Genomic DNA, 24,789 nt, shown 5'->3' with positions numbered 1-24,789 from the left:
CTCCGTCTTTATTATTTGGCCAGGCTGTCCAGTAAACCAGCGGCTACGGCAGGGGCTAAGCCCGGCGCCAGCGGCAGGCGGGGGATCACCAGGCAGTGCAGCAGGTGGTAAATATCCTGCTTGCCGTCCCAGACTTTGGTGGTCACTTCGTTATTGGTGTCCAGCTCCTGCCACCAGGAACCGTTCTCATAGTCCATCAGGTACTTGATGCAGTAATCCCACCACTTCTGATACCAGGCTTCGTACTGCGCCTCGCCGGTCACGGTGTAGAGCGCATATGCCGTACCCATCGCCTCGACGATTGGCCAGCGCACGCGTTCGCGCACGATTGGCTTGCCGTCCCAGCCCACGGAGTAGACAAATCCGTCTGCCCCGTCGGGTGCCCAGGCGTCGCGGATAGTGGCGTGGAAAAGCCCTTTCGCATCTTCCAGCAGCCACGCCGGCGGGGTTTCAAAGCGCGCTTCCAGGGCGGCGCGCAGGTGCAGCATCAGGCGGCCCCACTCGATCCAGTGCCCCGGCGTGCCGCCGTAGGCGCGGAAGCGGTGGGCAGGGTTATCGATGTTGTAGTCGCGGATCGGGTTCCAGCTGGCGTCGAAATGCTCGTTAACGCGGTACTCCCCGTTGCGCGCCACGTCGTGAATAATCACCGAGGCGATGCGCAGGGCACGGTCGAGCCATTTCCGGTCGTGGGTCACGTCATAGACGATCAGGAAGGCTTCCACGGCGTGCATGTTGGCGTTACCGCCGCGGTAATCTTCCGTTTTGCTGAAGGCCTCATCCCAGGACTCCAGGCACATCTGCTCCTGCTCGCTCCAGAAGTAGCGCTCAATCACCTCGATGGCATCGTCCAGCAGCCTGCGCGCCTGCGGGTGGCCGGTGGTAACGGCGCTCGCCGCACCCAGCAGCACGAAGAAGTGCTGATAGCCCTGCTTGGAGGCATCCATCACGCCCTCATCGTTAACGCAGGCGTACCAGCCGCCGTGCTGTTTGTCGCGCAGCGGGCCGTTCAGGGCATTGATGCCGTGCTCGACCAGGGCATACGCGCCGGGACGGCCCATGTTCGCCGCCACCGCGTACACGTGCAGCATGCGGGCGGTGATCCACAGATGGGTGCCCATATCGCTGCGAACCTGCCCGTTATTGCCCAGCCAGCCAAAGCCGGTCGGCACGGCGGCGTTTTTACCGAAATCGAGAATGCGATCGGTCTCTTGTTCGAGCCAGCGGTTATGGCTCAGGGTGTTAAACCATTTCATGTTTGGATCCTTTCTCAGCGGCGAGCCATCATTTCGTCGACGATCTCACCCAGACGCTGCAGTTTGGGTACAGATATATCGCGGAGCATCAGTTCGGTGTCCGGCAGGCCAATCACCGATGACCAGACGGCGCGACCGGCTAAAAAGCCCGACGCACCCGCCTGCATCGCTACGCTCACGGCGCGCGGGAATAATTTTTCGTCCACGCCGGAGGAGAGGATCACCCACGGCATCGCGATGTTCTCGTTTAACCTTTGCGAGGCGGCCAGCAGTTCCTGCTGCGTGCCTTTGCCAAACAGCGGCATCTCCACTTTGTAGAGGTCGGCGCCGCTGTCGCCCAGCTCTTTCGCCGCGTCGATAATCGCCTGCTCGCGGTTAAACGCGGCGCCGCGACGCGGGGGACGCACCACCGGCTCGATAATGCTCAGCAGCCCGTTGTCGTGGCACAGGGTGTTGAACGCCTTCACCATCTCCAGACGCTGCTGCGGATCTTCATCGCTGCGCCACAGCACCAGCAGCTTCAGCGCCTTGCCGCCATCGCGTTTGACCGCCTGCGCGTCGATGTTCTTGTCGATCGCCACGCTGTCGACCGGAATACCGTTCCCCGGAATAAACTCGTCGGCCGCCACAATCATCGCGCAGCTTTTGGCTACGGCCTGCTGCTCCACGATCTGGCGATAGCAGAACTGCTGGTCGACGAGAATGGCAGAGGCGTACGGCGACAGAATCTTCGCCGCGTTAACCTTAAAATCCGTCAGGTGCTGGTCGGTTACCGGCACCGGCGCGCCTGCCGCGGCAAACATCAGGCGCATTGCTTCGCGCTGGTCCACGGCCAGCATCGCAAAACCGCCGGAAGGTCGGGTGATATCTTTCAGGGTGTACATCGTCATTCCTCAGTCCTTTCGTATCAGTGTGTTTTTTTCAGCCCGGCAGATGCGCGAACCTGTTCAAGAATGGCCGTCCAGTCTTCGCGCCCGCGCCCGGCGGCGCGAGCCTGGTTGTAAACTTCGCGGGAAGCCGCGCCGAGCGGCATCGGAACGTGGAGCTGGTTGGCCACGTCCAGAGCGATCCCCAGATCTTTATGCGCAAGGTCGATCATGAAGGCGGGTGAAAGATCCCCTTTTAGCACCTTGTTCGGCCAGGATGTCGTGAAGTGGCCTTTGCCCGCCGGCGTGCCGCTCATCACCTTCAGCGCCACCTCAAAGGAGAGCCCAAGCGCTTCACACAGTACCGCCGCCTCGGCGGAAAGCGCGTTCAGGGCGATGCTCATGTAGTTATTGATGAGCTTCACGCGGATGCCCATGCCCGGCCCGCCGGCGTTAATCAGTTCATTGCCCATCGCCATTAAGACGGGGGTGGCGCGTTCCACCTGCTGCGCGGTGCCGCCCGCCAGCAGGAGCAGCGTGCCGGCGATGGCATGGTCAGACGTGCGTCCCACGGGTACGTCCATCAGGCTGAAGCCCCGCTCAGCCATGTCGCGGATCAGCGCGTCGGTTTGCAGCGGGTGGATGGTGGACATATCAATCACCAGCGCGTCGCGGGATAACCCTTCGCACACGCCGTGCTCGCCGAACAGTACGCTGCGCACCAGGTCGCCGTTTGGCAGCATGGTAATGACGAATTCGGCGTCCGTTGCGGCCTGAGCGGGCGTAGCCGCCGCCCGTGCGCCGCTCTCCACCAGCGCCTGAACCGCCTGCGGGTTCACGTCAAAGACGTTAAGCTGGTGACCTTGCTTCAACAGATTCTTCGCCATTGGCGCGCCCATCTGCCCTAAACCGATAAATGCGATTGCTGACATGCCTCTCTCCTGTCACATCGTGTCAATTTTTGCGCGTTTGTGGTGTCTGTTTTTGATCGTATTTGTAATTTATAGTCAAAAAATCGACACGGGTCACTTTTTAAACATTTGATGAAATTAAAATGAAGACATTCGAAATCGCAGAAGGAATCACCATGACTCGCATCGTTTGTGTCGGCATAACCGTGCTGGATCGCATCTGGTATCTCGATGATTTACCTAAGGAAGGTGGGAAATATGTCGCGAAAGACTATACGGAAGTGGGCGGCGGCCCGGCGGCAACTGCTGCGGTGGCGGCGGCAAAACTGGGCGCGGAAGTGGATTTTATTGGCCGGGTGGGGGACGACGATACCGGCAGACGGCTGCTCGCGGAGCTGGAATCCCTGGGGGTGAATACCCGCTACACGCGCATCTTTAAAGGTGCCCGATCGTCACAATCCGCGGTGCTGGTGGACGGCAGCGGGGAGCGTGTGATTGCGAACTACCCCAGCCCCGATCTCCCTGCCGCGGCAGACTGGCTGCGTGAAATCGACTTCTCGCAATGGGATATCATGTTAGCAGACGTGCGCTGGCATGACGGGGCAAAGCAGGCGTTTACCCTCGCCCGTCAGCGGGGCGTGCCGACAGTACTAGATGCGGATGTCACCCCGCAGGATATCGCGGAGCTGATCGCCTTAAGTGACCACGCGGCCTTCTCGGCGCCGGGACTGCGGCGCTTAACGCAGCTGGATGAAACAGAAAATGCCCTGAGAAAAGCACAAACGCTCACAAATGGACATGTGTACGTCACGCAGGGGCGAGACGGCTGCTTCTGGCTGGAAAATGACGCGCTGTGCCATCAGCCCGGCTTTGAGGTGAACGTCATTGATACCACCGGCGCGGGCGATGTTTTCCACGGTGCGCTGGCGTTCAGCCTGGGACAGCATTCCACCGCCGCAGACGCCGTGCGTTTTGCCAGCGCCGTTGCAGCCCTGAAATGCACAAAGCCCGGCGGGCGCGCGGGTATACCCGACTGTGATCAAACCCGCTCTTTTTTGTCACTTTTTGTATAAAATGCGGGGCGTGATGGTTTTCAGAGGACAGCCCATGAGCCTTACCGAACTGACCGGCAACCCGCGTCACGATCAGCTGCTGACGCTGATTGCCGACCGCGGATATATGAACATTGACGAACTGGCGCAGCTGCTGGACGTGTCGACGCAAACGGTGCGCCGGGATATCCGCAAGCTCAGCGAGCAGGGGCTGATCACGCGTCATCACGGCGGCGCGGGCAGGGCATCCAGCGTGGTGAACACGGCGTTCGAGCAGCGCGAAGTGTCGCTTACCGAAGAGAAGCGGGCGATTGCCGAGGCGATTGCGGACTATATTCCCGACGGCTCAACTATTTTCATCACCATCGGCACGACCGTGGAGCACGTTGCCCGGGCGCTGCTTAACCATAATCATCTGCGCATCATCACCAACAGCCTGCGGGTGGCGCATATTCTGTATAAGAACCCGCGCTTTGAAGTGATGGTGCCGGGCGGCACGCTGCGCCCGCACAACGGCGGCATTATCGGGCCTGCGGCAACCGCCTTCGTGTCTGGCTTCCGGGCTGATTACCTGGTGACCAGCATCGGAGCGATTGAGCACGACGGCGCGATGATGGAGTTTGACGTCAACGAAGCCAGCGTGGTGAAAACCATGATAGCCCACTCCCGCCACATTCTTTTAGCGGCCGATCATACGAAATATACCGCTTCTGCGGCCGTTGAGGTGGGTAACGTCTCGCAGGCTACTGCGCTCTTCACCGATGAGATGCCCGGCTCGGCGCTGCAAAACCATCTCAAATCCAGTAAGGTTGAAACGGTGCTGGCCTGTACCAGCGACGATATCGCCTGAAGCAAAAAAGCCGCTGATTTCTCAGCGGCTTTTTATTGTTATTTGAAGCTGTATTTCACCCCCAGCATCCCCTGCGTATCGCGGTAGCCTTTGTCGCCTATCTGCTGAGCCACGTTGCCCCATACGCTAAGCTGTGGGGTAATCTGCCCCTCTATGCCTGTCTTAAGTTCACCGATATTGCGCGTACCGCGCATTTCATTGCTGACGTCATCCATGCGAATGCGCGTGGTCTGGGTATTGTGGATCCAGTTCGCTTCGATAAACGGCTGGAAGTTTCGTGATTTACCGTCATCCATCGCGTTATGTCCGCTGATGTAGGCCTTCACGCCGAGACGCGTCATCAGGTTCCCCTGGGTTTCGTCTTTCACCCGCGTACCGTTACGCTCGCGATGGTCGTCAGCCTGCACGTCCATCCAAACGGCCTGCGCCTTCGGCTGGATCCAGTAGCTGTTGCGGCCGCTTTCACCCACCTTAAGGCTATAGCCTGCTTCGACAGAGGCGGTCACGCCGCTGGAGCGATAATTCTCAGTGGCCTGATCCTGCCCCATGACCTTATTGTCAAACCAGTTATACAACATCCAGCTATCTACGTAGGTGCCGCTTTTATCGGCTTCGTTTGCGTACCAGGTACCGTACAGACCTACGCTATAGCCATTCACTTCGCCACGTGAGTGGTATCCGGTCAGGCTGGAAGCGCTTCGGCTCTGGCTGTTACCGTAGCCTGCCATCAGGCCAAGATGCCAGCGGTCCAGGCCGTCGCTGCTCCACTGGGCGACATCGCCGCCCAGCTGCAGCACGTAACGGTTTGCTGTCGTTTTTAGCTGGCCGCTGCCGTCGTTGAAACGCGCATGCCCGCCGACGTTACGCATCCACAGGCTCGTCACTTTTTGCTCGCCGGTGAGCATGTCGGTGTACTGCGTTTCACCCAGACGATCGTGCAGGCGGGTCATAAACAGCGTATTTGCCGCATAGCTGTTTGCCTGATAGCTGCCAAATTCCGGACGATACTGATGCTCGCTTTTCGGCGGCGCAGGTGGCGGTACCGGTTCTTGCGGCGGAATCACCGGGTCGACGGGCGGATCTACCGGAACGACAGGCGGGTCGACGGGGTCAACAGGTGGATCCACCGGGTCAACAGGCGGGTCGACCGGGTCGACCGGTGGGTCTACCGGGTCAACAGGAGGATCTACCGGGTCGATCGGTGGGTCAACGGGTTCAGCCAGGCTGGTCAGGAACCAGTTCTTACCTTTCTGCACAACGTTATAGTCATAACCTCCCGCCACGATACGGCTGGCCTTCTCAAACGTCCCTTCCGAGTTGCCGCCAACGCTGACAATTTCAATTCCTTCAACGGTTTGTGCGCCAGTACCGCCAATGTTATTCACTTCCACCTCGGTGTGACCGGAGGTGTTGCCTGCAACGATAAGTTTGTCCGTTTCTGAGGTATCGTCAAACAGCACGGTATTGAAAACCAGCTTGCCGCCGTTGCCGATGTAATCCTCGTTGACGGTCAGGGTCTGCCAGGCCGCGTCCTCAGCGTGCTGGAAATTTATCGTGCCGCCCGCATTCAGGGTCAGGCTGGTCAGCGTTGAGCTGTCGCGCATATTCCAGACGGCGTCATTCATCGTAAGCGCGAGAGCACCGGTCCCGGCAGCGTTGCTCTCTATGTAAGACGCTCCGTTCCACAGCGAGCTGTTACCCATCGTCAGCGTAATGGTACTGTTTTGTGCCGGAAGGGTACTGGTGGCCGCGACGCCGCCTGCGGACAGGATATCGCCGTTAAGGATGAATTTTCCGCCCGTGGAGGCATCAATAATTCCACCGTTGCTGGCGTTCAGGGCATAGCTACCGTTGTCGCGCTGGCCTGCGGTGGTAATGGTTGCCCCACCGTCGAGCGTTATCACGCCGCGTGACCAGGCATACATCCCGTGCGGCGCCTGGGCGGAACTGCTGGTTTTCTCGCTGCTGTTGACCGCAATGGTGACGTTATCTCCCACATTTACCGCTGCTGTGTACGCGTAGATACCATGCGCGCTGGCACCGTTGGTGGTGATGGTTGCACCTTCATCAAGAGTGATGGTTGACGAGCCGGTAGAATACACCCCGGAGGCACTGGCTGCGTCGGTGGTAATGGTCGCTTTTTTTCCCAGCTCGATTCTGGAGGCAGAACCCGCATACAGGCCGTAGGCCGAGGTACCGAACGTTTCGATGGTGGCCTCATCTCCCAGACGGACGGATGAGCCGCTCTGGTTAGTACGTATCCCCTCGGCGTAGGTACCCCGCGTTACAATATGCGCACGATCGCCGACGATAATGTTATTTTTAGCCTTCGAGGCGTCATTCAGCGCATAAGCGCTAATACCGCGACCGGTACTGCCGGTGGTTTCGATATAAAGATCATCACCCACATAAATATTGGCGGAGCCGAGAGAGCCCTGACTGAAGGAGCTGTACCCGGCATTAATGCCATCGCCGCTTTGGCCATTAACGTAAATGTGGGTGCGGTCGCCGGTAATGATAAACACCGGGTTATTCGGCGTGTTCATACCGTGGGTACGAATACCGTCGACATCTTTACCGTTATTGGCGGCCACTTTTGACTGGGTACGAATAGTCAGGTCGTCACCAAATATCACCCCCGGGCTGCCGGACGTGGAGTTCTGGATAACGGTCACAGAGTGCTCGAAGGCTTCCGCTCCCGGCCCTTCAAGGGTGATCCCATCCCCGTAGACTGGAATATTGCCCGGGCTATACTGGTAGACATAGTTAGGATCGCTGGTATTTTTGCTAAAGTTCGCGTTGGCCGTTGCAGGAATCAGCGCCTGTATTTCCGCAGGCAAATCCGTTACTGCTCCGGTGGCAGGTAAATTAGCAAAATCGATAACTGCTGCATTCGCGGTAAATAGCGCTGACGAGAGTGCCAGCGAAATCGCAACGGCGACAGGTGAATGTTTCAATAAATATGGCATAACTGCCCCCTTTCTTTCAGGCGTAAAACATCCTCCACACCATTAAATGTGGGTATGTTAATAAATTGAAATTACAAAATAGAAACGAGTATTTTATGAATGCTGGTGCCTAGCTTCCTCTCTAATCGTATTTTATGAACATAAATTTTTTTCACATCAATGCTGGTTGTTTTTATTATCTCCTGTAGGCACATTCCTGACATAAACCTGTTAAGTAAAGTGAATTCAACAGCGTTCAGGGTATTTCCTCGCCTATTGTTCACTCGCCTGCCGGAAAAAAGATGGTTAATTTTTTCTTGCAATAAAGCATCATTGTCATCTGAATAAATAATTCCCTTTATTTCACTGCGGTGAGTGAAAAAGTAATGAGCCAACGCCTCCAGTTTACGGTCCGTGATAAGCACGATGTGCATGTTAGTCATCGCCAGATGGTCAATCCATTGCGGATCGACAAGCAGGCGCAGGTTGTACATCGAAAAATCTACAAAAATAAAGCCGCGTAATAAGTGATTTGTGTTTCCAGATAATATTTTATTTTCAACTGCAAGTTGCAGGAAATGATTTCCCACCGGCCAAACTGCGAAGGAGGCGCTGCCACAGTATTGTGAGCGCACTGTGTTATCCGGGAATAACTGACAGGACAATTCGCAGCTTATACAGCGGACAACCTTTTGCGACGATGTTATCATCCAGTCCACTCCAGTCTTATTTTCATTATCAATATTTCACTGCCTTTCAAATGTGTCAATCTTGAAACATATCCAGCAATCCTGACGTTTTTATGAGAAATAATGGCAGGGAATATAAATTCCTGGCGGTATCTATTCTTGCAGGCCGTAGACATAGCGACATAACATTGGTTGCCTGGTGTTATCCAGGAATATTCATTAAGCCATTAAGATTATTCGGCAAAAACAGCCCCGGAGGGAAATTCACTGAATAGCACTAATAGCTAAAGATTTGTCACCTCGATCTGCCTGAACGTCAGTCGTTTCTCAACGTGTGGCTCAATATAATTATTTAGCCTGGTGAAGTGTAATGAAATCTCATTATGTCCTTTTAGCTGAGGCTCCCCTAAGAAAATCGTCTTGTAACAGATTGAAAAATAATATGATGTTTCTAATCTTAGGTAGGGAGGTGTCGTGTCCTAATCCTTCTGACCTATACTGTTGTTAAATATACGTATGATTTTTGGGTGTGCGTGGTTAAATATTGTTATTGCAGAGGAAAGTAAAATTGTATCTCATTAACAAGGTAGTCGAGTACGACCCGGAAAATAAAACCCTGGTGAATCCTATTACCGGGCGCACGATACTATTGCAGCTTCCTGCCAATCTCTGCTTTCTTTATCTCGTCACCCATCCTGGCGAAATAATTTCGCAAAATCAGTTAATGGTTGTGGGATGGGGTGAGCGTAACGACGTCACCACGCCGAATACTTTTTATCAGGCCATTTTGACCTTGCGCAATGCGCTGGCTGAGGTGGGTTTACCGCGCGATACGGTAAAAACGATTTCACGTCGCGGGCTGACGCTTTCCGAAGCCACTCAGGTTGACGTTTTTACCCCAACCGTCGAGCCGGTAATTGCCGATAAAGACGCGCCAGTAGCCGAGGGCAGTGCGATGAAGAAGCCGGCGTGGTTGATAATAGCCACCGCTGCGCTTTTACTTATCGCGCTTATTAACGGGGTCATATTATATAAACATCACCAGAACATGCCGTTTAGTCACTACATTCCACTTTCAACGGGCAGCACGACCAACGCCTGCCAACTCTTTTATGCCCCTAATGAACATATGCAGGACCAATACCTGCGCTTGTTAAAAAATTACCCTGGCCTGTGTGCCGGAAACCGATACGTTTTTCTCATCGGCTATAGTAAAACGGAGCGAATCGCGGCGTTTGTCTGTAATAACGATGCGCGACATGACGCGGCAGCGTTATGTACCACGCATTATTTTTGGGCACATGAGCAATGACGACACTCGGAAATCGTATTATTTTGCTGGCGGCGTTTCTGGGAGCTGCTATTACCAGCGGCTGGTTAGCGTATTCGCATTTTTCGAGTGCGCCGATACGCTGTACAGGTGATGTGGAGTGGACGATTGGTAAAAACCGATTTGTAGGTACGGTTTCCTGGCGAATGCAGCATCGGGAAGGAACCGCTGTCATTAACGGTAAACTGTTTGGTCACGTGGTTTCTGAAGTCAACCGTACCATCTATTTCCACTACAGCGATCACCAGAACGCGCGCGTATTAAATAACGATCGTATTGTTAAAACCTTCGCCGATAGTGCGGATGAGGCTGATATCAATGCAACGCTACCGGGCTTTTATCGTACGCCGGGAAGAGATCTGAGCCTGATGATTGATGAGTACCGTGGAGCGTGGCTTTTTGCCGCGTCGAACGTCCCTTCGCTGTACTGTCGTAAAAACGCGCCGTAAAAATCGATCGCACACCTTAGATGGCACGCATAGTCAAATCTCGTGATTCCCGCTACAGTTATCTCTCCACGGCGAAAGGAGATAAACATGCTTTATATCTTTGACTTAGGAAACGTAATCGTCGATATCGATTTTAACCGGGTGCTGGGGGCCTGGAGCGACTTTAGCCGTGTGCCGCTGGCGACGTTAAAGCAGGATTTCGCGATGGGTGAAACCTTCCATCAGCATGAACGCGGCGAGATTAGCGATGAAGAGTTTGCTGAACGCTTCTGCCAGGAGATGGGGCTTTCGTTAAGCTATGAACAGTTTTCCCACGGCTGGCAGGCGGTATTCGTCGCGATCCGTCCGGAAGTGATCGACATTATGCACAAACTGCGCGAGCAGGGGCATCGGGTGGTTGTGCTGTCGAATACCAACCGTCTGCACACCACCTTCTGGCCAGAGGAATATCCAGAGGTTAAGGCGGCGGCAGATAAGATCTATCTTTCGCAAGAGATGGGTATGCGTAAGCCGGAAGCGCGAATTTATCAGGCTGTTCTGCAGGCAGAGGGATTCACCGCGGCCGATGCGGTCTTTTTCGACGACAACGCCGATAATATAGAGGGAGCTAATCAGTTAGGCATCACGTCAATTCTGGTGACCGGAAAAGAGACGATACCGAACTACTTTGCGAAGCAGTTATGCTAAAAACCGTTCATCAAAAAGCCACGCATCATACTCGCCCGCTGAGGGCCTGGCTGAAGCTGCTCTGGCACCGCATTGATGAGGACAACATGACCACGCTGGCGGGTAATCTCGCCTACGTGTCGTTGCTCTCATTAGTGCCGCTGGTGGCGGTTATCTTTGCGCTCTTTTCTGCCTTCCCGATGTTTGCGGACGTCAGCCTGCAGCTTCGCCATTTCGTCTTCGCGAACTTCATCCCGGCCACCGGGGATGTTATCCAGAACTACATCGAGCAGTTTGTTGCCAACTCCAGCAAGATGACGGCGGTGGGGGCGTGCGGCCTTATCGTCACCGCGCTGCTGCTGATGTACTCCATCGACAGCGCGCTTAACACCATCTGGCGAAGCAAAAAAATCCGTCCTAAGGTCTATTCCTTTGCCGTCTACTGGATGATTTTAACGCTGGGGCCGTTGCTGGCCGGGGCGAGCCTGGCAATCAGTTCGTATCTTCTCTCCTTGCGCTGGGCGAGCGATTTAAACAGCGTAATTGATAACGTTCTGCGTATTTTTCCGCTGATCCTGTCCTGGCTATCGTTCTGGCTGCTCTATAGCGTCGTACCGACCACGCGCGTGCCTAACCGCGATGCGGTAGTGGGGGCGCTGGTGGCTGCAGTGCTCTTTGAAGTGGGTAAAAAAGGGTTTGCCCTTTACATCACCATGTTCCCCTCTTATCAGCTGATTTACGGCGTGCTGGCGGTGATCCCCATTTTGTTTGTCTGGGTTTACTGGACCTGGTGTATCGTCTTGCTTGGCGCCGAAATAACTGTCACTCTCGGCGTATACCGCGAACTTAAAAAAGCAGCAGAAGCTGAAAAACAATTAGAAGCAGACCAACCATGATTGCATTGATACAGCGCGTAACCCGTGCCAGCGTCACCGTGGAGGGAGAGGTGACGGGTGAAATTGGCCCAGGACTTTTGGTGTTGTTAGGTGTCGAAAAGGATGATGACGAACAAAAAGCGAACCGCTTATGCGAGCGTGTGCTGGGCTACCGCATATTCAGCGATGCGGAAGGCAAGATGAACCTGAACGTCCAGCAGGCGGGCGGCAGCGTGCTGGTGGTTTCCCAGTTTACGCTGGCAGCGGATACCGAGCGCGGCATGCGCCCGAGTTTCTCGAAAGGCGCCGCGCCGGATCGTGCGGAAGCACTTTACGAATACTTTGTTGAGCGTTGTCGCCAACAGGAAATGAATACGCAAACCGGACGATTCGCTGCAGATATGCAGGTCTCGCTGGTGAACGATGGCCCCGTCACATTCTGGCTCCAGGTATGAGCCAACTGGCGGCGTGGCCGCGGGTAACAAGAGAGAGTACAGCTATGTATCACCTTCGAGTACCGCAAACGGAAGAAGAGTTAGAAGCGTATTACCAGTTCCGCTGGGAAATGCTGCGCAAACCACTGCATCAGCCAAAAGGCTCTGAACGCGACGCCTGGGACGCGATGGCCCACCATCAGATGGTGATGGACGAAGAGGGCAACCTTGTTGCCGTCGGGCGACTGTATATCAACGCCGATAACGAAGCGTCGATTCGCTTTATGGCGGTTCACCCGTCAGTACAGGATAAAGGGCTGGGGACGCTAATGGCGATGACGCTGGAGTCCGTCGCCCGTCAGGAAGGCGTTAAGCGTGTCACCTGTAGCGCCCGAGAAGATGCCGTGGAGTTTTTTGCCAAACTCGGTTTCGTTAACCAGGGTGAAATCACCGCTCCGCAAACCACGCCGATCCGTCACTTCTTGATGATCAAACCCATCGCCACGCTGGACGACATTTTGCATCGCGCTGACTGGTGCGGGCAGCTGCAGCAGGCCTGGTATGAACACATCCCTCTGAGTGAAAAGATGGGCGTGCGTATCCAGCAGTACACCGGACAAAAATTCATTACCACCATGCCGGAAATCGGCAATCAGAACCCTCACCACACCCTGTTTGCCGGCAGCCTGTTTTCCCTGGCGACGCTCACCGGCTGGGGGCTAATCTGGCTAATGCTGCGCGAGCGGCATCTCGGCGGCACCATTATTCTGGCCGATGCCCACATTCGCTACAGTGCGCCGATCAGCGGCAAGCCGAGCGCGGTGGCGGACCTTGGCGCGCTGGGTGGTGACCTTGACCGTCTGGCGCGTGGCCGCAAAGCGCGCGTGCAGATGCAGGTTGAGCTGTTCGGCGATGAAACGCCGGGCGCGGTGTTTGAAGGAACTTACATCGTTCTCCCTGCGAAGCCGTATGGCGCGTATGAAGAAGGGGGGAACGAGGAGGAGTAATCGCCTGTTCACTCTCGTCGGATGTGATGAATCCGCCATGCGATATCCCGGATAACGTCTCGCGCTGACTGGCTAATTCCACCAAGCTGGAAGAAGCCGTGGATGACACCCAGCCAGCGCTGAGCGGTACACGTCACCCCTTGTTCCGTGAGGCGTTGGAACAGCGCCTCTCCTTCATCGCGTAGTGGATCGTACTCAGCGGTAATGATATGGACAGCCGGCAGGCCGCTGAAGTCTTCTCGCCACTGCGGGCTAACTTCAGGGTGCTGACGGTCGGCTCCAGCCAGATATATTTCATAGCCGCTCAGCAGGGTATCGCGAGTAATCACGTAATCCATGCCGTTGAGGGTATAGCTTTCAAAACTGGCCGTGGCGTCGAGCATGGGGTAGATAAGGATAAGCTGCGCAGGCTGCCACAGCCCTTTAGCCTTAAGCCGCAGCGCCGTCACCAGCGCCAGATGTCCCCCCGCGCTGTCTCCACAAAGGGTGATCTGATTCCTATCCACGCCCAATTTGTCTGCATACTTCCAGATCAGATCCGCACCTTTTTCGGCATCGTCATGTGCGGCGGGGAAGGTATGCTCCGGTGCCAACCTGTACTGAACCGCAATCACCCGGCAATTGCCGTAGCAGGCTAACTGACGGAGTTGGTTATCATGGGTATCAAAGCCGCCGCTGATAAAGCATCCGCCGTGATAGTAGATGGCAGCAGGCAATATTTCAGGCGCATTGAGAGGTGAAAACACGCGAATGGTCATATTTTCAATAACAAGCGTTTTAATCTGGACGCGCGTTTCTGTCTTCCCGGCAAGACCTGTGCTGAGAACATACCCCGCTCGTCGTAACTCAATAGTCTGACGACGTGATGAGGGGCGACCTGCAGCGATAAATCCTTTAACAAACCGTTCAATACCCTTTTCCAGTGCCATGAAAACCCCCTTAAGCTGTATGGATGTACAGTTTTATAGCCTGGTTTGATTCAAAAGAAAACAAGAATATTGTCGAGGATTATAAGCTAGAAAGCGGCTCGCAAGGGTGAGTGTTGTTATAAGCTGCGCTGTTCTCGCTCCTTATCGAAGAGGGTGTTGATGGTGCCGTTTGCATTTTCCGTGTCGCAGGAGAGGGCGGCAGTGTCCTGCGTCTAATTTGCTTTATTACGCACCACAATACGCACCAGCGAGTTATTCTCCACCACGCTTTCCCCGGTCTGCGCCTATGCGAACGCAGATGCCGTGCTGTCGCCCGTCATTTCGCCAGGTTTGGCATACCGATTCTGATGGGCCTTCATTACAAGTTGTCATGTCAACACCATGCTGACGTGACCACATAACTTCACTCCGGTCATATCCCACAAATTTCTGAAGCGAAAGTGATCATTTTTTTAGCGAATTAGCAACCCATAACATTGAACCAACAAAGCTACCTATACTTACACTTAATTTGATTAACAAAAGAAAAAACCTTGATGAAAAAGACATTTGTATCCCTCTATAAAAAAAGAAAAAAAACTCCCCACATATATATAAAACCACCCCTGTTAGAAAAATTGACACTATGCTAAAAGCAATCAAAAAAATAAAGGGAACATGAAATTTAGTGATTTCATTTACCACCTCCTGCTTTTTTCATTTTGTATTCTTTATATGTACCGCCAACTTCTGAAGATATACTATCTCCAATGTCGCCAATTGAACTGGGAACATTACTTGGCACCATTTCCTTTGAAATCCAGAAATCTCCTTTTATTTCAGTCAGCTGCATTAGCTCTGGGTTGAATTTCGGATCCCATCCAACTTTCCACCAGTTTGCACCAGAGTTTATTCATCACGAAAGGCCCTTACCGATACCATAGCCTGCGACAGAACCCACACCATTGATTAATGCGCCAGACAACGGGACTTTACCATCAATCCAGTTACCCAATGCCCCTCCGGCGGCATTCCAGCCCACAGTACCTACTGCGCCATAACCCCTACTAATTACGTTTACCCAGCCAGCAATAACTGCATTTGCCGGATCAATTGTGCCATCAAACCAATAACTTATACCTGCATTCGCTCCAGCCCCTAATGCCCAAAGTGCCAGTGCCTCCCCTGAGAGAAAAGCCGTTCCTCCAGATGCAATCGCCAGTGTGACAGCATCCCGCTCATTTATTGCTTTCTGACATGCCGCCCCGGACGGGTTATCGGCACATGACGCCATATCCGTTCCGTGTTGTCGTAACCACGCCGCCTGTGCATCTTCATTCCCGGCCATCAGGTTATTCTCCACCGTCGTCTTCCCGGCCTGCGCCCCTTCCACCGCAGATGCCGTGCTGTCGCCCGTCAGCCCGCCCGCGATGCCTGCGGCGAGGGTCGCCAGGGCGCTGATGGTCTGCTTTTCCCTTTCGCTCAGCGCACTAACATCCTTCCCGTACATCTCCAGCGCGAGCGTGCCCGCCAGCTCTCCGGCCGCAGCACCCGCTGAACCCGCAAGCGCGTCTTTCCCCTGCATTGTTGCCAGTGCGGCATTTGCCACCGCGTGGGCAGCGCCTTTTTCCATCCCGTCGTCCAGTCCGGACCGGTGACCGATAATCTCCGCCACGTACGGTGCGGCGGCTCCGGCCAGCGCGGTGGTCGTAACCACGCTGCCTGTGCATCTTCACTCCCGCCCATCAGGTTATTATCAACTATAATTTTTCGTTTTTATAATAAATATACCAGCATCCAATGCCAGCAATGATTGCTCCAAAAGAAAACCCTTTGATTATCCTAAAAAAGCCAGGGAGATACGTACCAAAGGGAATATCGCGAACAAAATAAAGATATATTTTTGCAGCTAAATATATAAAACAACTAAGTATAAAAGATGAAAACATAAAACTTAGCACAAGAAAAATCAGTAATGATAGCCATTTTAAAAATAACATTTTTATTGTTCTCCATTAACGGTATTTTTATTGGGATCAACTAAAACATTAAATCCTTCACCTGCACCACCACCAAAGAAAGTGCCTGTTATACCGGGGGTAGGATTCAAATGTGAGGGCTGGGACATTCCCACCCCAATATCATCCCACTGTAATACTTTCCATGTTGGGTTAATGAAATCATCTAAAGCAGGGGTAAGTATTTTATTACCTAAGCCATAACCGATAGCACCACCGACGCCACTAATAGTGCCATATAAGAATGGGTTTTTTCCATCGATAGAATTAGTTATAGCGCCACTGGCCGCATTTATTAACACAGTAGATTTGTAGCCAGTATTTCTGGTTAAAACTCCAGTCCAGTATGCTGCTATGACATTTTTAGGATCAACTGAACCGTTAAAACCAAAGTCGATAGCACTAACTGCGCCAGCAGTTATAGCTCCAGAAATAACCATCGCTTCAGGAAGAACACCTCCTGACATCACGGTTCCCATTGCAGCCACAGCCATTTGACAGGACATTGGCGTATTCCCACTACACGCCTCCTTAATCGCAGCCTGCTGCTCTTCCTGCCACTTATCTACCGTACCTGATTTATTCGCCTCTGCCGCAGCAAGTACATGCGCCAGCGAGTTATTCTCCACCGTCGTCTTCCCGGCCTGCGCCCCTGCCACCACAGATGCCGTGCTGTCGCCCGTCAGCCCGCCCGCGATGCCTGCGGCGAGGGTCGCCAGGGCGCTGATGGTCTGCTTTTCACTTTCGCTCAGCGCAGTAACATCTTTCCCGTACATCTCCAGCGCGAGCGTGCCTGCCAGCTCTCCGGCGGCGGCACCCGCTGCACCTGCAAGCGCATCTTTCCCCTGCACTGCCGCCAGTACGGCACTGGCCACCGCGTGGGCTGCGGCTTTTTCCATCCCGTCGTCCAGCCCGGACCGGTGACCGATAATCTCCGCCACGTACGGTGCAGCCGCTCCGGCCAGCGCGGCGGTCATATCTCCGCCCGCCAGCCCCTGAGCCGCAGCGGTGGCGGCCTGGATGGCCCGCTGGATGTCGCTGCCCGTGCCGGACTGTGCCTCCCCGTTCAGCTCGCCCTGCGTGCGGGCGATATCAGACACCTGGCTCCCGATGTCGCTGATAAGCTGCGCCTCGTCGAGCCTGCGCTGCTCTTTTTCCTTATCGAATATCGTATCGATGGTGCCGTTTGCATTTGCCGTATCGCGGGAGAGGGTGGCTATGTCCTGCGCCTGATTCGCTTTATCACGGACAATCACCGAGCCATTCTCAATCGCAGCACGCGTGGTGCCTTCCGCGCTGCCGCTGCTGTCTGCCCCGCTCAGCTTGCCGTTTGCCATATTCCCGGCAAACTGTCCCGCAATGCTGCCGCCGGTGCTGATGCCCGCGCTCTGGTGCTCCACGCTGTATTCGGCTGTGTTATGGATATCCCGCCAGCCGAGCGTGCCGGTGTCGAGGCGGTTTTTATCCGCCGTGGCCGCAGAGGCCATCACGCCGCCGTCCAGCTGGGTGTGGCCGCCCACCGTGACGTCAAACCCGCCGGAGCCTGCGAATATCCCGCTCTGCTCCCGTACGGAGGCAAAATCGCTCTCCATTTTATCGCGGCTGTAGCTGATGCCGCCCGAGCCGGTCATGGTGCCGAAGCTGAAGCTGCCGCCTGCGCTGATGTTCTTCTGGCTGCTGTCGTAGTGGTCGGTGTCCTGCTCGCTGGTAATGGTCAGGTTGCGGCCGATATCGGCCAGCACGCTCTCCCCGCTGACCTGCGCCCCGGTGAGATTCGCATCGCGGCCGCTGACGATAGTGAGGGTATCCCCCGCGTTAACCGTGGTTTCGGTGTGGGTGAGGGTGGTGCCGTTCTCCTTACCTTTACCAGCATTCACGCTGGCGGAAATATTGATGCCCGCACCGCCGGATCCAAAGCCAATCCCGATGCCCGCGCTGCCGCCGTGGCTCTCATTTTTACCTTCAAGCGTTGAGGTGTTTTGTGCCGATATGAGGTTTACGTCGCGGCTGGCCTGAAGCAGCAGGTCGTTTCCGGCATCCAGCTGGCTGCCCTGCACCAGCACATCCCCGTCCGTCGCCACCACCGAGAGGTTATTGCCAGCGAAGAGGCTGCTGCCTTTCGCCGTGGTCTCCTTCATGGTCTGCGTCGATGTTGAGGCCTGGCTGCCGTAAGAGAGGCTGATACCGACGGTGTTGTCGTTGCCCGCCTGGTTGCCGGTGGCCTGGTCGCTGAGGACCGCCTGCGCCCCCTGTCCCGCGGTCATTGCACCTTTTACCGCCTGCAGCGCGGCCAGCCGATCGTTATCGGTCTCCCTGGCCTGTTTCAGGGTGCTCACGCTGGTGTTAAGCGCGCTGCCTGCGGAACCGGACAGGGCGAGCGTCAGGCCTGAGGACTTCTGCTCCACGGTATGGCTCTGTGCGCTGCTGTTCGCGGCGGCGGTGATGCTGACATTTTTCCCGGCAAGCGTCATGTCCTGCCCGGCGATCAGGTCTGAGCCGTGCACCGTCAGGTCATTACCTGCGCTGAGCGAGACAGTGCCGTTTACGGAACCGATGGTGCTGCCGCGATGGGTCACCTCCTGCGCATTATCCGCCACCTTCAGGCTCTGGCTGCCGTAGCTGATACCGATGCCGCCCGTGCCGGAGAGGCCGGATTTTTTCTCCTGTCGCTGATGGCTTTCCAGGCCGTGCTCTTCTGCTGAGGTGACGGTCAGATTGTTTCCGGCGGCGAGCCGGACATCGTTATCTCCGACAATATCGCTACCCTGGACCCGTAAATCATGTCCCGCTTGCAGGGTTACGCTGTCGCCGCTGAACAGGGAACCCTGTGCCGTCTCGCTATTTACCGCATCGTGCGTGGTCACGGTTTTTTTCGAGAACGCGCCGCTGCTGCCGGTGGATTGATGGTGTGATTCAAATTCGCTGCTGTCGATGGCGGCGGCGATGGACATGTCGCGACCTGCGCTGACGGCAAGGCTGCTGCCCGCTTCGACGGTCGCGGCCTGAGCGCTAACGTCGCGGCCCGCCATCATCGAGACATTGCCCCCGCCAGCCACCTCGCTACCCACCTGCTGCGTGGTGGACTGCTTCAACCAGTTATTTTTATCCCAGGTCAGGTTATCGCTGGCGGAAGTAGTCACGGTGGTGAGGTTCAGGTCACGTCCTGCGTTAAGCACCGTCTGGCTCTCGCTGCCGCTGTTAACGACCTGCGCCCCGGTCAGGTTGAGATCGCGCCCGGCGTTAAGCACAAGCTTGCCGTCGTCGCCCTGAACGTAGATGCCCGCAACACGCTCAAGGGTGGTGCGCTCAAAGCTGTTTTTCCCGGCGGTGCTTTTGGCGCTACGGGTCGTGGTGGTGAGGTTGATATCCCGCCTGGCGGTTGCCACTACGGAATGGTTACCCGAGATTGTGCCGCCGATGTTTTTAATATCCGTGCGGGCCAACAGGCTGACATCCGCACCGTGAATGGTGCCCGCGCGGTTGGTGAGGGAGTCTGCGCTCAGCTGAACCCTCTCCTTGCCGTGGATCGTGCCGCTATTGACCAGATCGCGGTTCAGGTTCATCACCACGTTCTGCCCGCCCATCAGCGCGCCCGCGCCGTCAACGTCACCCGGCTGTACGCGAACATAAACCTGCGGCACCATCACCGTCTGCCAGCTTCCGTCCGCAAGCTGGACGCGGGTGTTGACCAGCCAAACCATATCTTCCGTCAGCAGACCCATCTGCTCGGCGGTGAGCGCTACCCCTGGAACAAGCTAGGCGATACCGGCATCCATCAGCGCTTTGAACTGCGTTTCGTCGTCACGGTGATCGCCCAGGTAACGCTCGCCGGTAAGCGCAATCACCTGCTCCCGCACCAGCCGCTGCTCGTAATAGCCGTCGCCAAGACGCTTGTGCATATTGTCATGGTCCAGCGCGAACGCGTCCTGCATGTAGTCGCTGCCCAGCCACTCTTTATTGTTCGTGAACCGCGGGTCGGTCTCGATCAGGTAACGGGCATCGGGTGCTGGCAGCGTGTTAAACAGGCTGTTGTCCGGCAGGCGGATGTCGGGGGCGATTGCGCGGATCACATCGCCCTCTGCGCCGCTGGCAGGGGTTTCAATCCATTTTCCTGCCGTATTGCCTGCAGGTAATACAGGAGCAAGCTTTTCCTGTTCCGGTGAAGCCGCGTCCACGTCGACGGACAGGCTACCCGTCCCACTGAGCGCGGCATCTGTTCCGTGCGCGGTGGTGGGCGAAAGGGTCATGCCGCTGCCCTCGGCCTGGCTGTATCCTTCCATTTTTCCTGGCGACAGGGTGATAGACTGGATCACCACGGGTGGCAGATAGTCCGAGGTGCTTTTTCCCTGCGAGTCGCCACCTTTTTTGGTTTTACGGCTGTAGTGAGTAACCGAGCCAGCATCCGTTATCCACCGGCTGCCTTCCGGCATGAAGTTATCGACCGTATCGGCGAAAATACCGAGCGTCCCTCCCGCGACAATCTGGCTTTTGTCGTTCAGAACGTGGTCCGCGCTGATGGTCATTTGTCCGCCGGAGAGGATTTTGCCAGGGTCGCTCTCTGCGATGACCTCCTCTTCGATGGTGCGGGTGTAGCTGTATTCGTAAAAGTTGTCGTTGTTGGCGCCGGTATCGTCCGGCGTGTTGAGGTTCAGCAGGTCGTCGGACGAATTGTGGTCGACAAACACCCCTTCATCATCGGCGCTCCAGCGATTGGGCGACCCGCTGTGCTGGTATTCGTGGATCTGCTCCGTGGAGATCCACGCCACCTCGGTGCTGAAATGGTCGTTGATGTTATTAAGCTGGCTAACGGAGAGCGCCATATCACCAGCGGATTCAATGGTTGCGCTGTGGTTGTTCAGCGTTTGCGCCTGCCCGGTCGCAAAGCCATTTTCATCCACGCGTCCACCGATGGCCAGCACGCCGTCGCTGTAAATCAGCGCGTGGTCACGGTTGTTGATCGTCCCTGCCCCGATGTCCACGCGCTGGCGTCCGGCAATGGTTGCCGCCGTACCGTCCTGGGCGAGGTTATTGAGCGTTGTCGCCTGAAGTGAAATATGGTCGCCATAAAGTCGCCCCGTTCCGACGTTGGACAGCGTGTCAGCTTTGATCCATGTCTGGCTGCCGTCGATAAGACCGTAATTACTGAGTGAAGAGGAGACGGTCAGCCAGGTCGCTCCGGCGGCAATCTCACCGGACGCGGTATTGAGCAGGCTGGCGGCGCTGAGATCAAGTTTTGCCCCTGCCAGCAGGTTACCGCTATTGGTCACGCTACCCGGCGTGGTGAATGTCATGCTGCCGTTAGCGATGACGTCACCCGCGTTGTTAAAACTCTGCTGCGTGCGAACCATCATGTCGCCGAGCGAGAGGATCTGGCCATCGCCGGTCAGGGAGTCGGCTTCAAGTGTGACGTTCTCGCCGCCAATCACGACGCCGTCTGTGTTGATGAGGCGCAGAGCCGCGCCGCTCAGCGACAGCGTGCCCGCGGCGGACAGTTCGCCCTGAGCGTTATTAAGGGTTTCGGCTTGCGTGATGTGCAGCGTATCGCCTGAAATCACGGTTCCCTGCGCGTTATCAAGCTGCTGGCTGACGATGGCCACATCCAGCCCCTCAATCCCTTTCTCGGCGGCCTGGGTGTTACGGTTGATCAGGCTGGCGGCGTTGAGCGTCACCGTTGCGCCGCTGCGCATCAGCCCAAGCGTATTGTCGATAACCCCCGAAACGGCGTTGACCATCAGGTTACCGAAGGATTGTATTTGCCCCTCGTGGTTATCAAGGCGTTCGAGATTTAACGCGATCGCCTGCTCGCTGACCACGCGCCCGCCAGCGCGGTTATCCAGCGACGCGGCGTGCAGCGTGATATCGCTCTTTGCGCCAATCGTGCCATTCTGGTTATTCAGGATGGCAGTCGCCAGCTGCATTGACGCCAGGCTGTAGAGCGTGCCTTGCTGGTTATCCAGCTGATATCCGTGTGTATCCAGGAAAATGCCGTTGCCCTGCATCACTCCCTGACGGTTATCGGTATCGCTGCGCGTTGCAAGCGTGAGCGCGTCCAGCGCTACCAGCGTGCCAGCAATGTTGCTGAAGCGGGTGGTGTCTAGCGTCGCCTGTTTCCCCGCCAGCACGACTCCCGTATCGTTTTGCACCTCGGCGGCCAGAATCGCTATGTTCCCCTGGCTGACGATCCCGCCAGTGTCGCCGCTTTCGCGGTTGCTGATGTGCTCAACGTCCAGCGTCAGATCGCCGCCGCTCTGCACCAGACCGCCACCGTCGTTATCAAGACGTTGCGCCGTCAGCGTAACATCGCGTTGGGCGGCGATGAGCCCTCCCTGATTGACGATTTGCGCGGTTTCTATATGTGCGTCGTCACCCGAGACCAGCGTTCCCTGTGTATTCTCAAGCGTCCCGGTACGTGCATTAAGCGCTCCCGTCGCGCTGACCGTACCGAACCGGTTGTCAACGGAGAGCGCATCCAGCTGCAGGGTGGCTTCAGAGGCCAGTGTGCCGTTGCGGTTATCCACGCGGGTGGCCTGAATCGTGCTCTTTTGCGCACCGGCCAGCATGCCGTACTGGTTATCAATGGTGCTGGCACGAACGTCCAGCTCGCCAAAGCTGACGATGCCCCCCGTGGCGAGGGTGTCCTTGTTTGAAATCGCATTGCCGCGCGTGTTGATGGACATTGCCGAACCGGACTGGATAAGACCGGAATTATTATTCAAGGCACCGCTTTCGAGGGACAGCGTGGTGCGGGCGGCGATTTGTCCGCTGACGTTGGTAATCGGCTTAACGCTGGCGAGCGCGACGCGGCCCTTTTCCGCGGTAATAAGCCCGCTGTCATTGAACAGCTGGTCTGCCGTCACGCTAACGCTTTCTGCGGCGGCCAGAACACCTTCGCGGTTATCCGCCGCACCCGCGGTCTGTAACGACAAGCTACCCGCATCTGCCGCCAGGATCTGGCCTTTACGGTTATCCAGCGCGGCGGCACTAAGGGTTACAGCGGCGTTTGCGGCAATAGTACCGTCGCGGTTATCTATACCGTCCCGGTGGTTAAGTTCCAGCGTCTGCGTTCCGCTCTGGCTTATCTGGCCTTTCTGGTTTTGCAGCTTTTTCGCCGTGAGCGTGACGCGGTCGGCGGCAAGCAGGCCGCTGCTGTTATCGAGGGTGCCGTACGTGGTGACGCTGAGCCGGTCATTCGCGACGATTTGCGCGCTGGTGGTGCTGATATCGCCTTGTCCGGCATTGAGCGTAATGTTTTTTGCCTGCGTCAGGCTCCCGGAGGCATCAAGACCCAGCCCGGATGCGCTTACGTTTCCGCCCGCCGCGTTCAGGCCATGCATCTCAAGTTTTCCGCTGGCGTTGAGCGTTATGTCGCCGTCGCGGCCTAATGTGCCGTCCGGCTGTACGCCTGCGGCCAGCGTGCCGGTGCTGGCAATCGTGTTGCCTGTCAGGCTGACGTTACGCTGAGCCGCGATGGATCCGCTGTTTTGCATGGAAGCGCTGCCGGAGAGGGCAACGTCAGTGGAAGACCAGATTGCACCGCTGTTTTCGATACGGCCATCGGCTGAGAGAGTAACCATCCCGGCCTCTGCGCCAATATTGCCCGCATTACGCACGCCGACGCCTTTTTCCGTCCCGCGAAGGCGAATTTTGCCGGCGTACATGCCGCCCACCTGCGATACGTCCAGCGCCAGGCTGGGCTTTGCCGTGCCGTTATCCGCGAGCGCAGCGATCTGTTCATGAGCGGCATCCACGCTGTTTCGCCCGGTCGTAACGCGTAAATCCTGTGCATGAATGGCAGCATTTATCTGCACCGCTCGGCCAATGATATCGGTGTGGCTCTGCCCGGTAGCGTTCATTCCGTTACCGCTGATGTGGATTTCACCCTGCTCGACCCGGTAGCCCGTTATCTGACCGTTCTGCATTTGCGCCGTGCCTGTGGTGAGCGTGGCGCGCCCGGCGTTGATAAATCCGCAGCCGTTGCAGGTAATGCCCGACGGGCTGGCGATGACGACGTCCGCCTTTTGTCCTGCCACTTCGATAAAACCGTTAAGGTGGCTCGGATCGCGGGCGTTAACCTCGTTGAGGATAATTTTCGCTTCGCCTTTTGCCAGCCATGGGTTGGCTGCCACCATTCCGCCAAGCTGGGTGGCGGCATTTTTATGGGAGTTGTTAAGAACCACACCACTCTGGTCAACGTCGAACTGACTGAAGGTATTGCGGGAAACGCCGCCCGCTGAAGGGGTCTGGATATTCACCTGCGGCGTACCGTTGGCGGTGCTGATGATGGTAGGCTGCTGTTTATTGGGTGCAGATTTATCCGCCACAATCCCTGCGGCCTGTACCGTTACTGCTCCGCCTGCCAGCCACAGGCTGAGGCTAATCGCCCCGATACGGCAGATAAGCCGCTGGTGGCAATGTTGGATACCGGAAGAGGGCGCGCTGCCAGAACAGCCGCGAGCCAGCTCCGATACCACCATCAGCATGCCGCGAGCTTTGTTAAAGACGATACGGTAAAGGCGTTTGTTCATGTGAAAAT

At 56.1% G+C, this 24,789-nt stretch carries 17 protein-coding genes and 1 pseudogene; 8 read left to right on the top strand and 10 right to left on the bottom strand.

Annotated features, from left to right (window positions below; translation table 11 throughout):
* Positions 1–11: 11 nt before the first annotated feature.
* The 3 genes from yihS to yihU are packed head-to-tail and all read right to left on the bottom strand — an operon-like array spanning position 12 to position 3,051.
* A complete protein-coding gene (gene yihS, locus OSH03_RS20385) occupies positions 12–1,253 on the bottom strand; it encodes a sulfoquinovose isomerase (protein ID WP_266179943.1) in 1,242 nt (413 codons plus the stop codon).
* 14 nt (positions 1,254–1,267) lie between these two features.
* On the bottom strand, positions 1,268–2,143 hold the full coding sequence (yihT, locus tag OSH03_RS20380) for a sulfofructosephosphate aldolase (protein WP_266179941.1): 876 nt from the start codon (positions 2,141–2,143) through the stop codon (positions 1,268–1,270).
* Positions 2,144–2,160: 17 nt separating this feature from the next.
* Positions 2,161–3,051, bottom strand: coding sequence for a sulfolactaldehyde 3-reductase (yihU, locus tag OSH03_RS20375; protein WP_266179940.1), 891 nt, complete (start codon positions 3,049–3,051; stop codon positions 2,161–2,163).
* Between the two features lie 155 nt (positions 3,052–3,206).
* Between yihU and OSH03_RS20370 the strand changes: the two genes are divergently transcribed.
* Both OSH03_RS20370 and OSH03_RS20365 read left to right on the top strand, forming a co-directional pair.
* Entirely contained in the window at positions 3,207–4,103 is an 897-nt protein-coding gene (locus OSH03_RS20370) for a sugar kinase (RefSeq protein ID WP_266179939.1), read from the top strand.
* Between the two features lie 34 nt (positions 4,104–4,137).
* A complete protein-coding gene (locus OSH03_RS20365) occupies positions 4,138–4,932 on the top strand; it encodes a DeoR/GlpR family DNA-binding transcription regulator (protein ID WP_061096535.1) in 795 nt (264 codons plus the stop codon).
* Positions 4,933–4,970: 38 nt separating this feature from the next.
* Here the strand turns inward: OSH03_RS20365 and OSH03_RS20360 are convergent, their stop codons facing one another.
* Both OSH03_RS20360 and OSH03_RS20355 read right to left on the bottom strand, forming a co-directional pair.
* A complete protein-coding gene (locus OSH03_RS20360) occupies positions 4,971–7,901 on the bottom strand; it encodes an autotransporter outer membrane beta-barrel domain-containing protein (protein ID WP_266179938.1) in 2,931 nt (976 codons plus the stop codon).
* 71 nt (positions 7,902–7,972) lie between these two features.
* Positions 7,973–8,590 (bottom strand): helix-turn-helix transcriptional regulator, encoded by a 618-nt coding sequence (locus OSH03_RS20355; RefSeq protein ID WP_266179937.1) that lies wholly within the window; start codon positions 8,588–8,590, stop codon positions 7,973–7,975.
* Between the two features lie 547 nt (positions 8,591–9,137).
* Here OSH03_RS20355 and OSH03_RS20350 point away from each other — a divergent pair.
* From OSH03_RS20350 to fabY, 6 genes are all read left to right on the top strand, one after another.
* Positions 9,138–9,881, top strand: coding sequence for a winged helix-turn-helix domain-containing protein (locus tag OSH03_RS20350; RefSeq protein WP_266179936.1), 744 nt, complete (start codon positions 9,138–9,140; stop codon positions 9,879–9,881).
* Complete coding sequence (locus OSH03_RS20345; protein ID WP_151412548.1) at positions 9,878–10,348, top strand: hypothetical protein; 471 nt, start codon at positions 9,878–9,880, stop codon at positions 10,346–10,348. The genes OSH03_RS20350 and OSH03_RS20345 overlap by 4 nt, the downstream gene beginning before the upstream one ends.
* Before the next feature lie 87 nt (positions 10,349–10,435).
* Positions 10,436–11,035 (top strand): glucose-1-phosphatase, encoded by a 600-nt coding sequence (gene yihX / locus OSH03_RS20340; protein ID WP_045260234.1) that lies wholly within the window; start codon positions 10,436–10,438, stop codon positions 11,033–11,035.
* Positions 11,029–11,910 (top strand): virulence factor BrkB family protein, encoded by an 882-nt coding sequence (locus OSH03_RS20335; protein WP_266179935.1) that lies wholly within the window; start codon positions 11,029–11,031, stop codon positions 11,908–11,910. The genes yihX and OSH03_RS20335 overlap by 7 nt, the downstream gene beginning before the upstream one ends.
* Positions 11,907–12,344, top strand: coding sequence for a D-aminoacyl-tRNA deacylase (gene dtd, locus OSH03_RS20330; RefSeq protein ID WP_008501836.1), 438 nt, complete (start codon positions 11,907–11,909; stop codon positions 12,342–12,344). The genes OSH03_RS20335 and dtd overlap by 4 nt, the downstream gene beginning before the upstream one ends.
* A gap of 44 nt (positions 12,345–12,388) precedes the next feature.
* Complete coding sequence (fabY, locus tag OSH03_RS20325; protein WP_023331628.1) at positions 12,389–13,330, top strand: fatty acid biosynthesis protein FabY; 942 nt, start codon at positions 12,389–12,391, stop codon at positions 13,328–13,330.
* Between the two features lie 8 nt (positions 13,331–13,338).
* On the opposite strand, the gene OSH03_RS20320 is transcribed toward fabY, so the two are convergent.
* From OSH03_RS20320 to OSH03_RS22255, 5 genes and pseudogenes are all read right to left on the bottom strand, one after another.
* The gene (locus tag OSH03_RS20320; RefSeq protein WP_151412546.1) at positions 13,339–14,259 is read right to left on the bottom strand and encodes an alpha/beta hydrolase; all 921 of its coding nucleotides are present in this window, start codon (positions 14,257–14,259) and stop codon (positions 13,339–13,341) included.
* Positions 14,260–14,932: 673 nt separating this feature from the next.
* A complete protein-coding gene (locus OSH03_RS22125; RefSeq protein WP_316330806.1) occupies positions 14,933–15,091 on the bottom strand; it encodes a hypothetical protein in 159 nt (52 codons plus the stop codon).
* 492 nt (positions 15,092–15,583) lie between these two features.
* Positions 15,584–15,946 (bottom strand): annotated as a pseudogene (locus tag OSH03_RS22225) (VENN motif pre-toxin domain-containing protein); the annotation flags it as partial.
* Positions 15,947–16,240: 294 nt separating this feature from the next.
* Positions 16,241–19,978, bottom strand: coding sequence for a hemagglutinin repeat-containing protein (locus OSH03_RS22260; RefSeq protein ID WP_266179934.1), 3,738 nt, complete (start codon positions 19,976–19,978; stop codon positions 16,241–16,243).
* A 33-nt stretch (positions 19,979–20,011) separates the two neighbouring features.
* Positions 20,012–24,781 carry a two-partner secretion domain-containing protein gene (locus OSH03_RS22255; RefSeq protein ID WP_266179933.1) on the bottom strand — a complete coding sequence of 1,590 codons (4,770 nt, stop codon included), beginning with the start codon at positions 24,779–24,781 and terminating at the stop codon, positions 20,012–20,014.
* Positions 24,782–24,789: the final 8 nt, after the last annotated feature.

The organism is Enterobacter nematophilus (assembly GCF_026344075.1).
GTDB lineage: Bacteria > Pseudomonadota > Gammaproteobacteria > Enterobacterales > Enterobacteriaceae > Enterobacter > Enterobacter nematophilus.
This window is presented reverse-complemented; position numbering and strand designations above follow the sequence as displayed.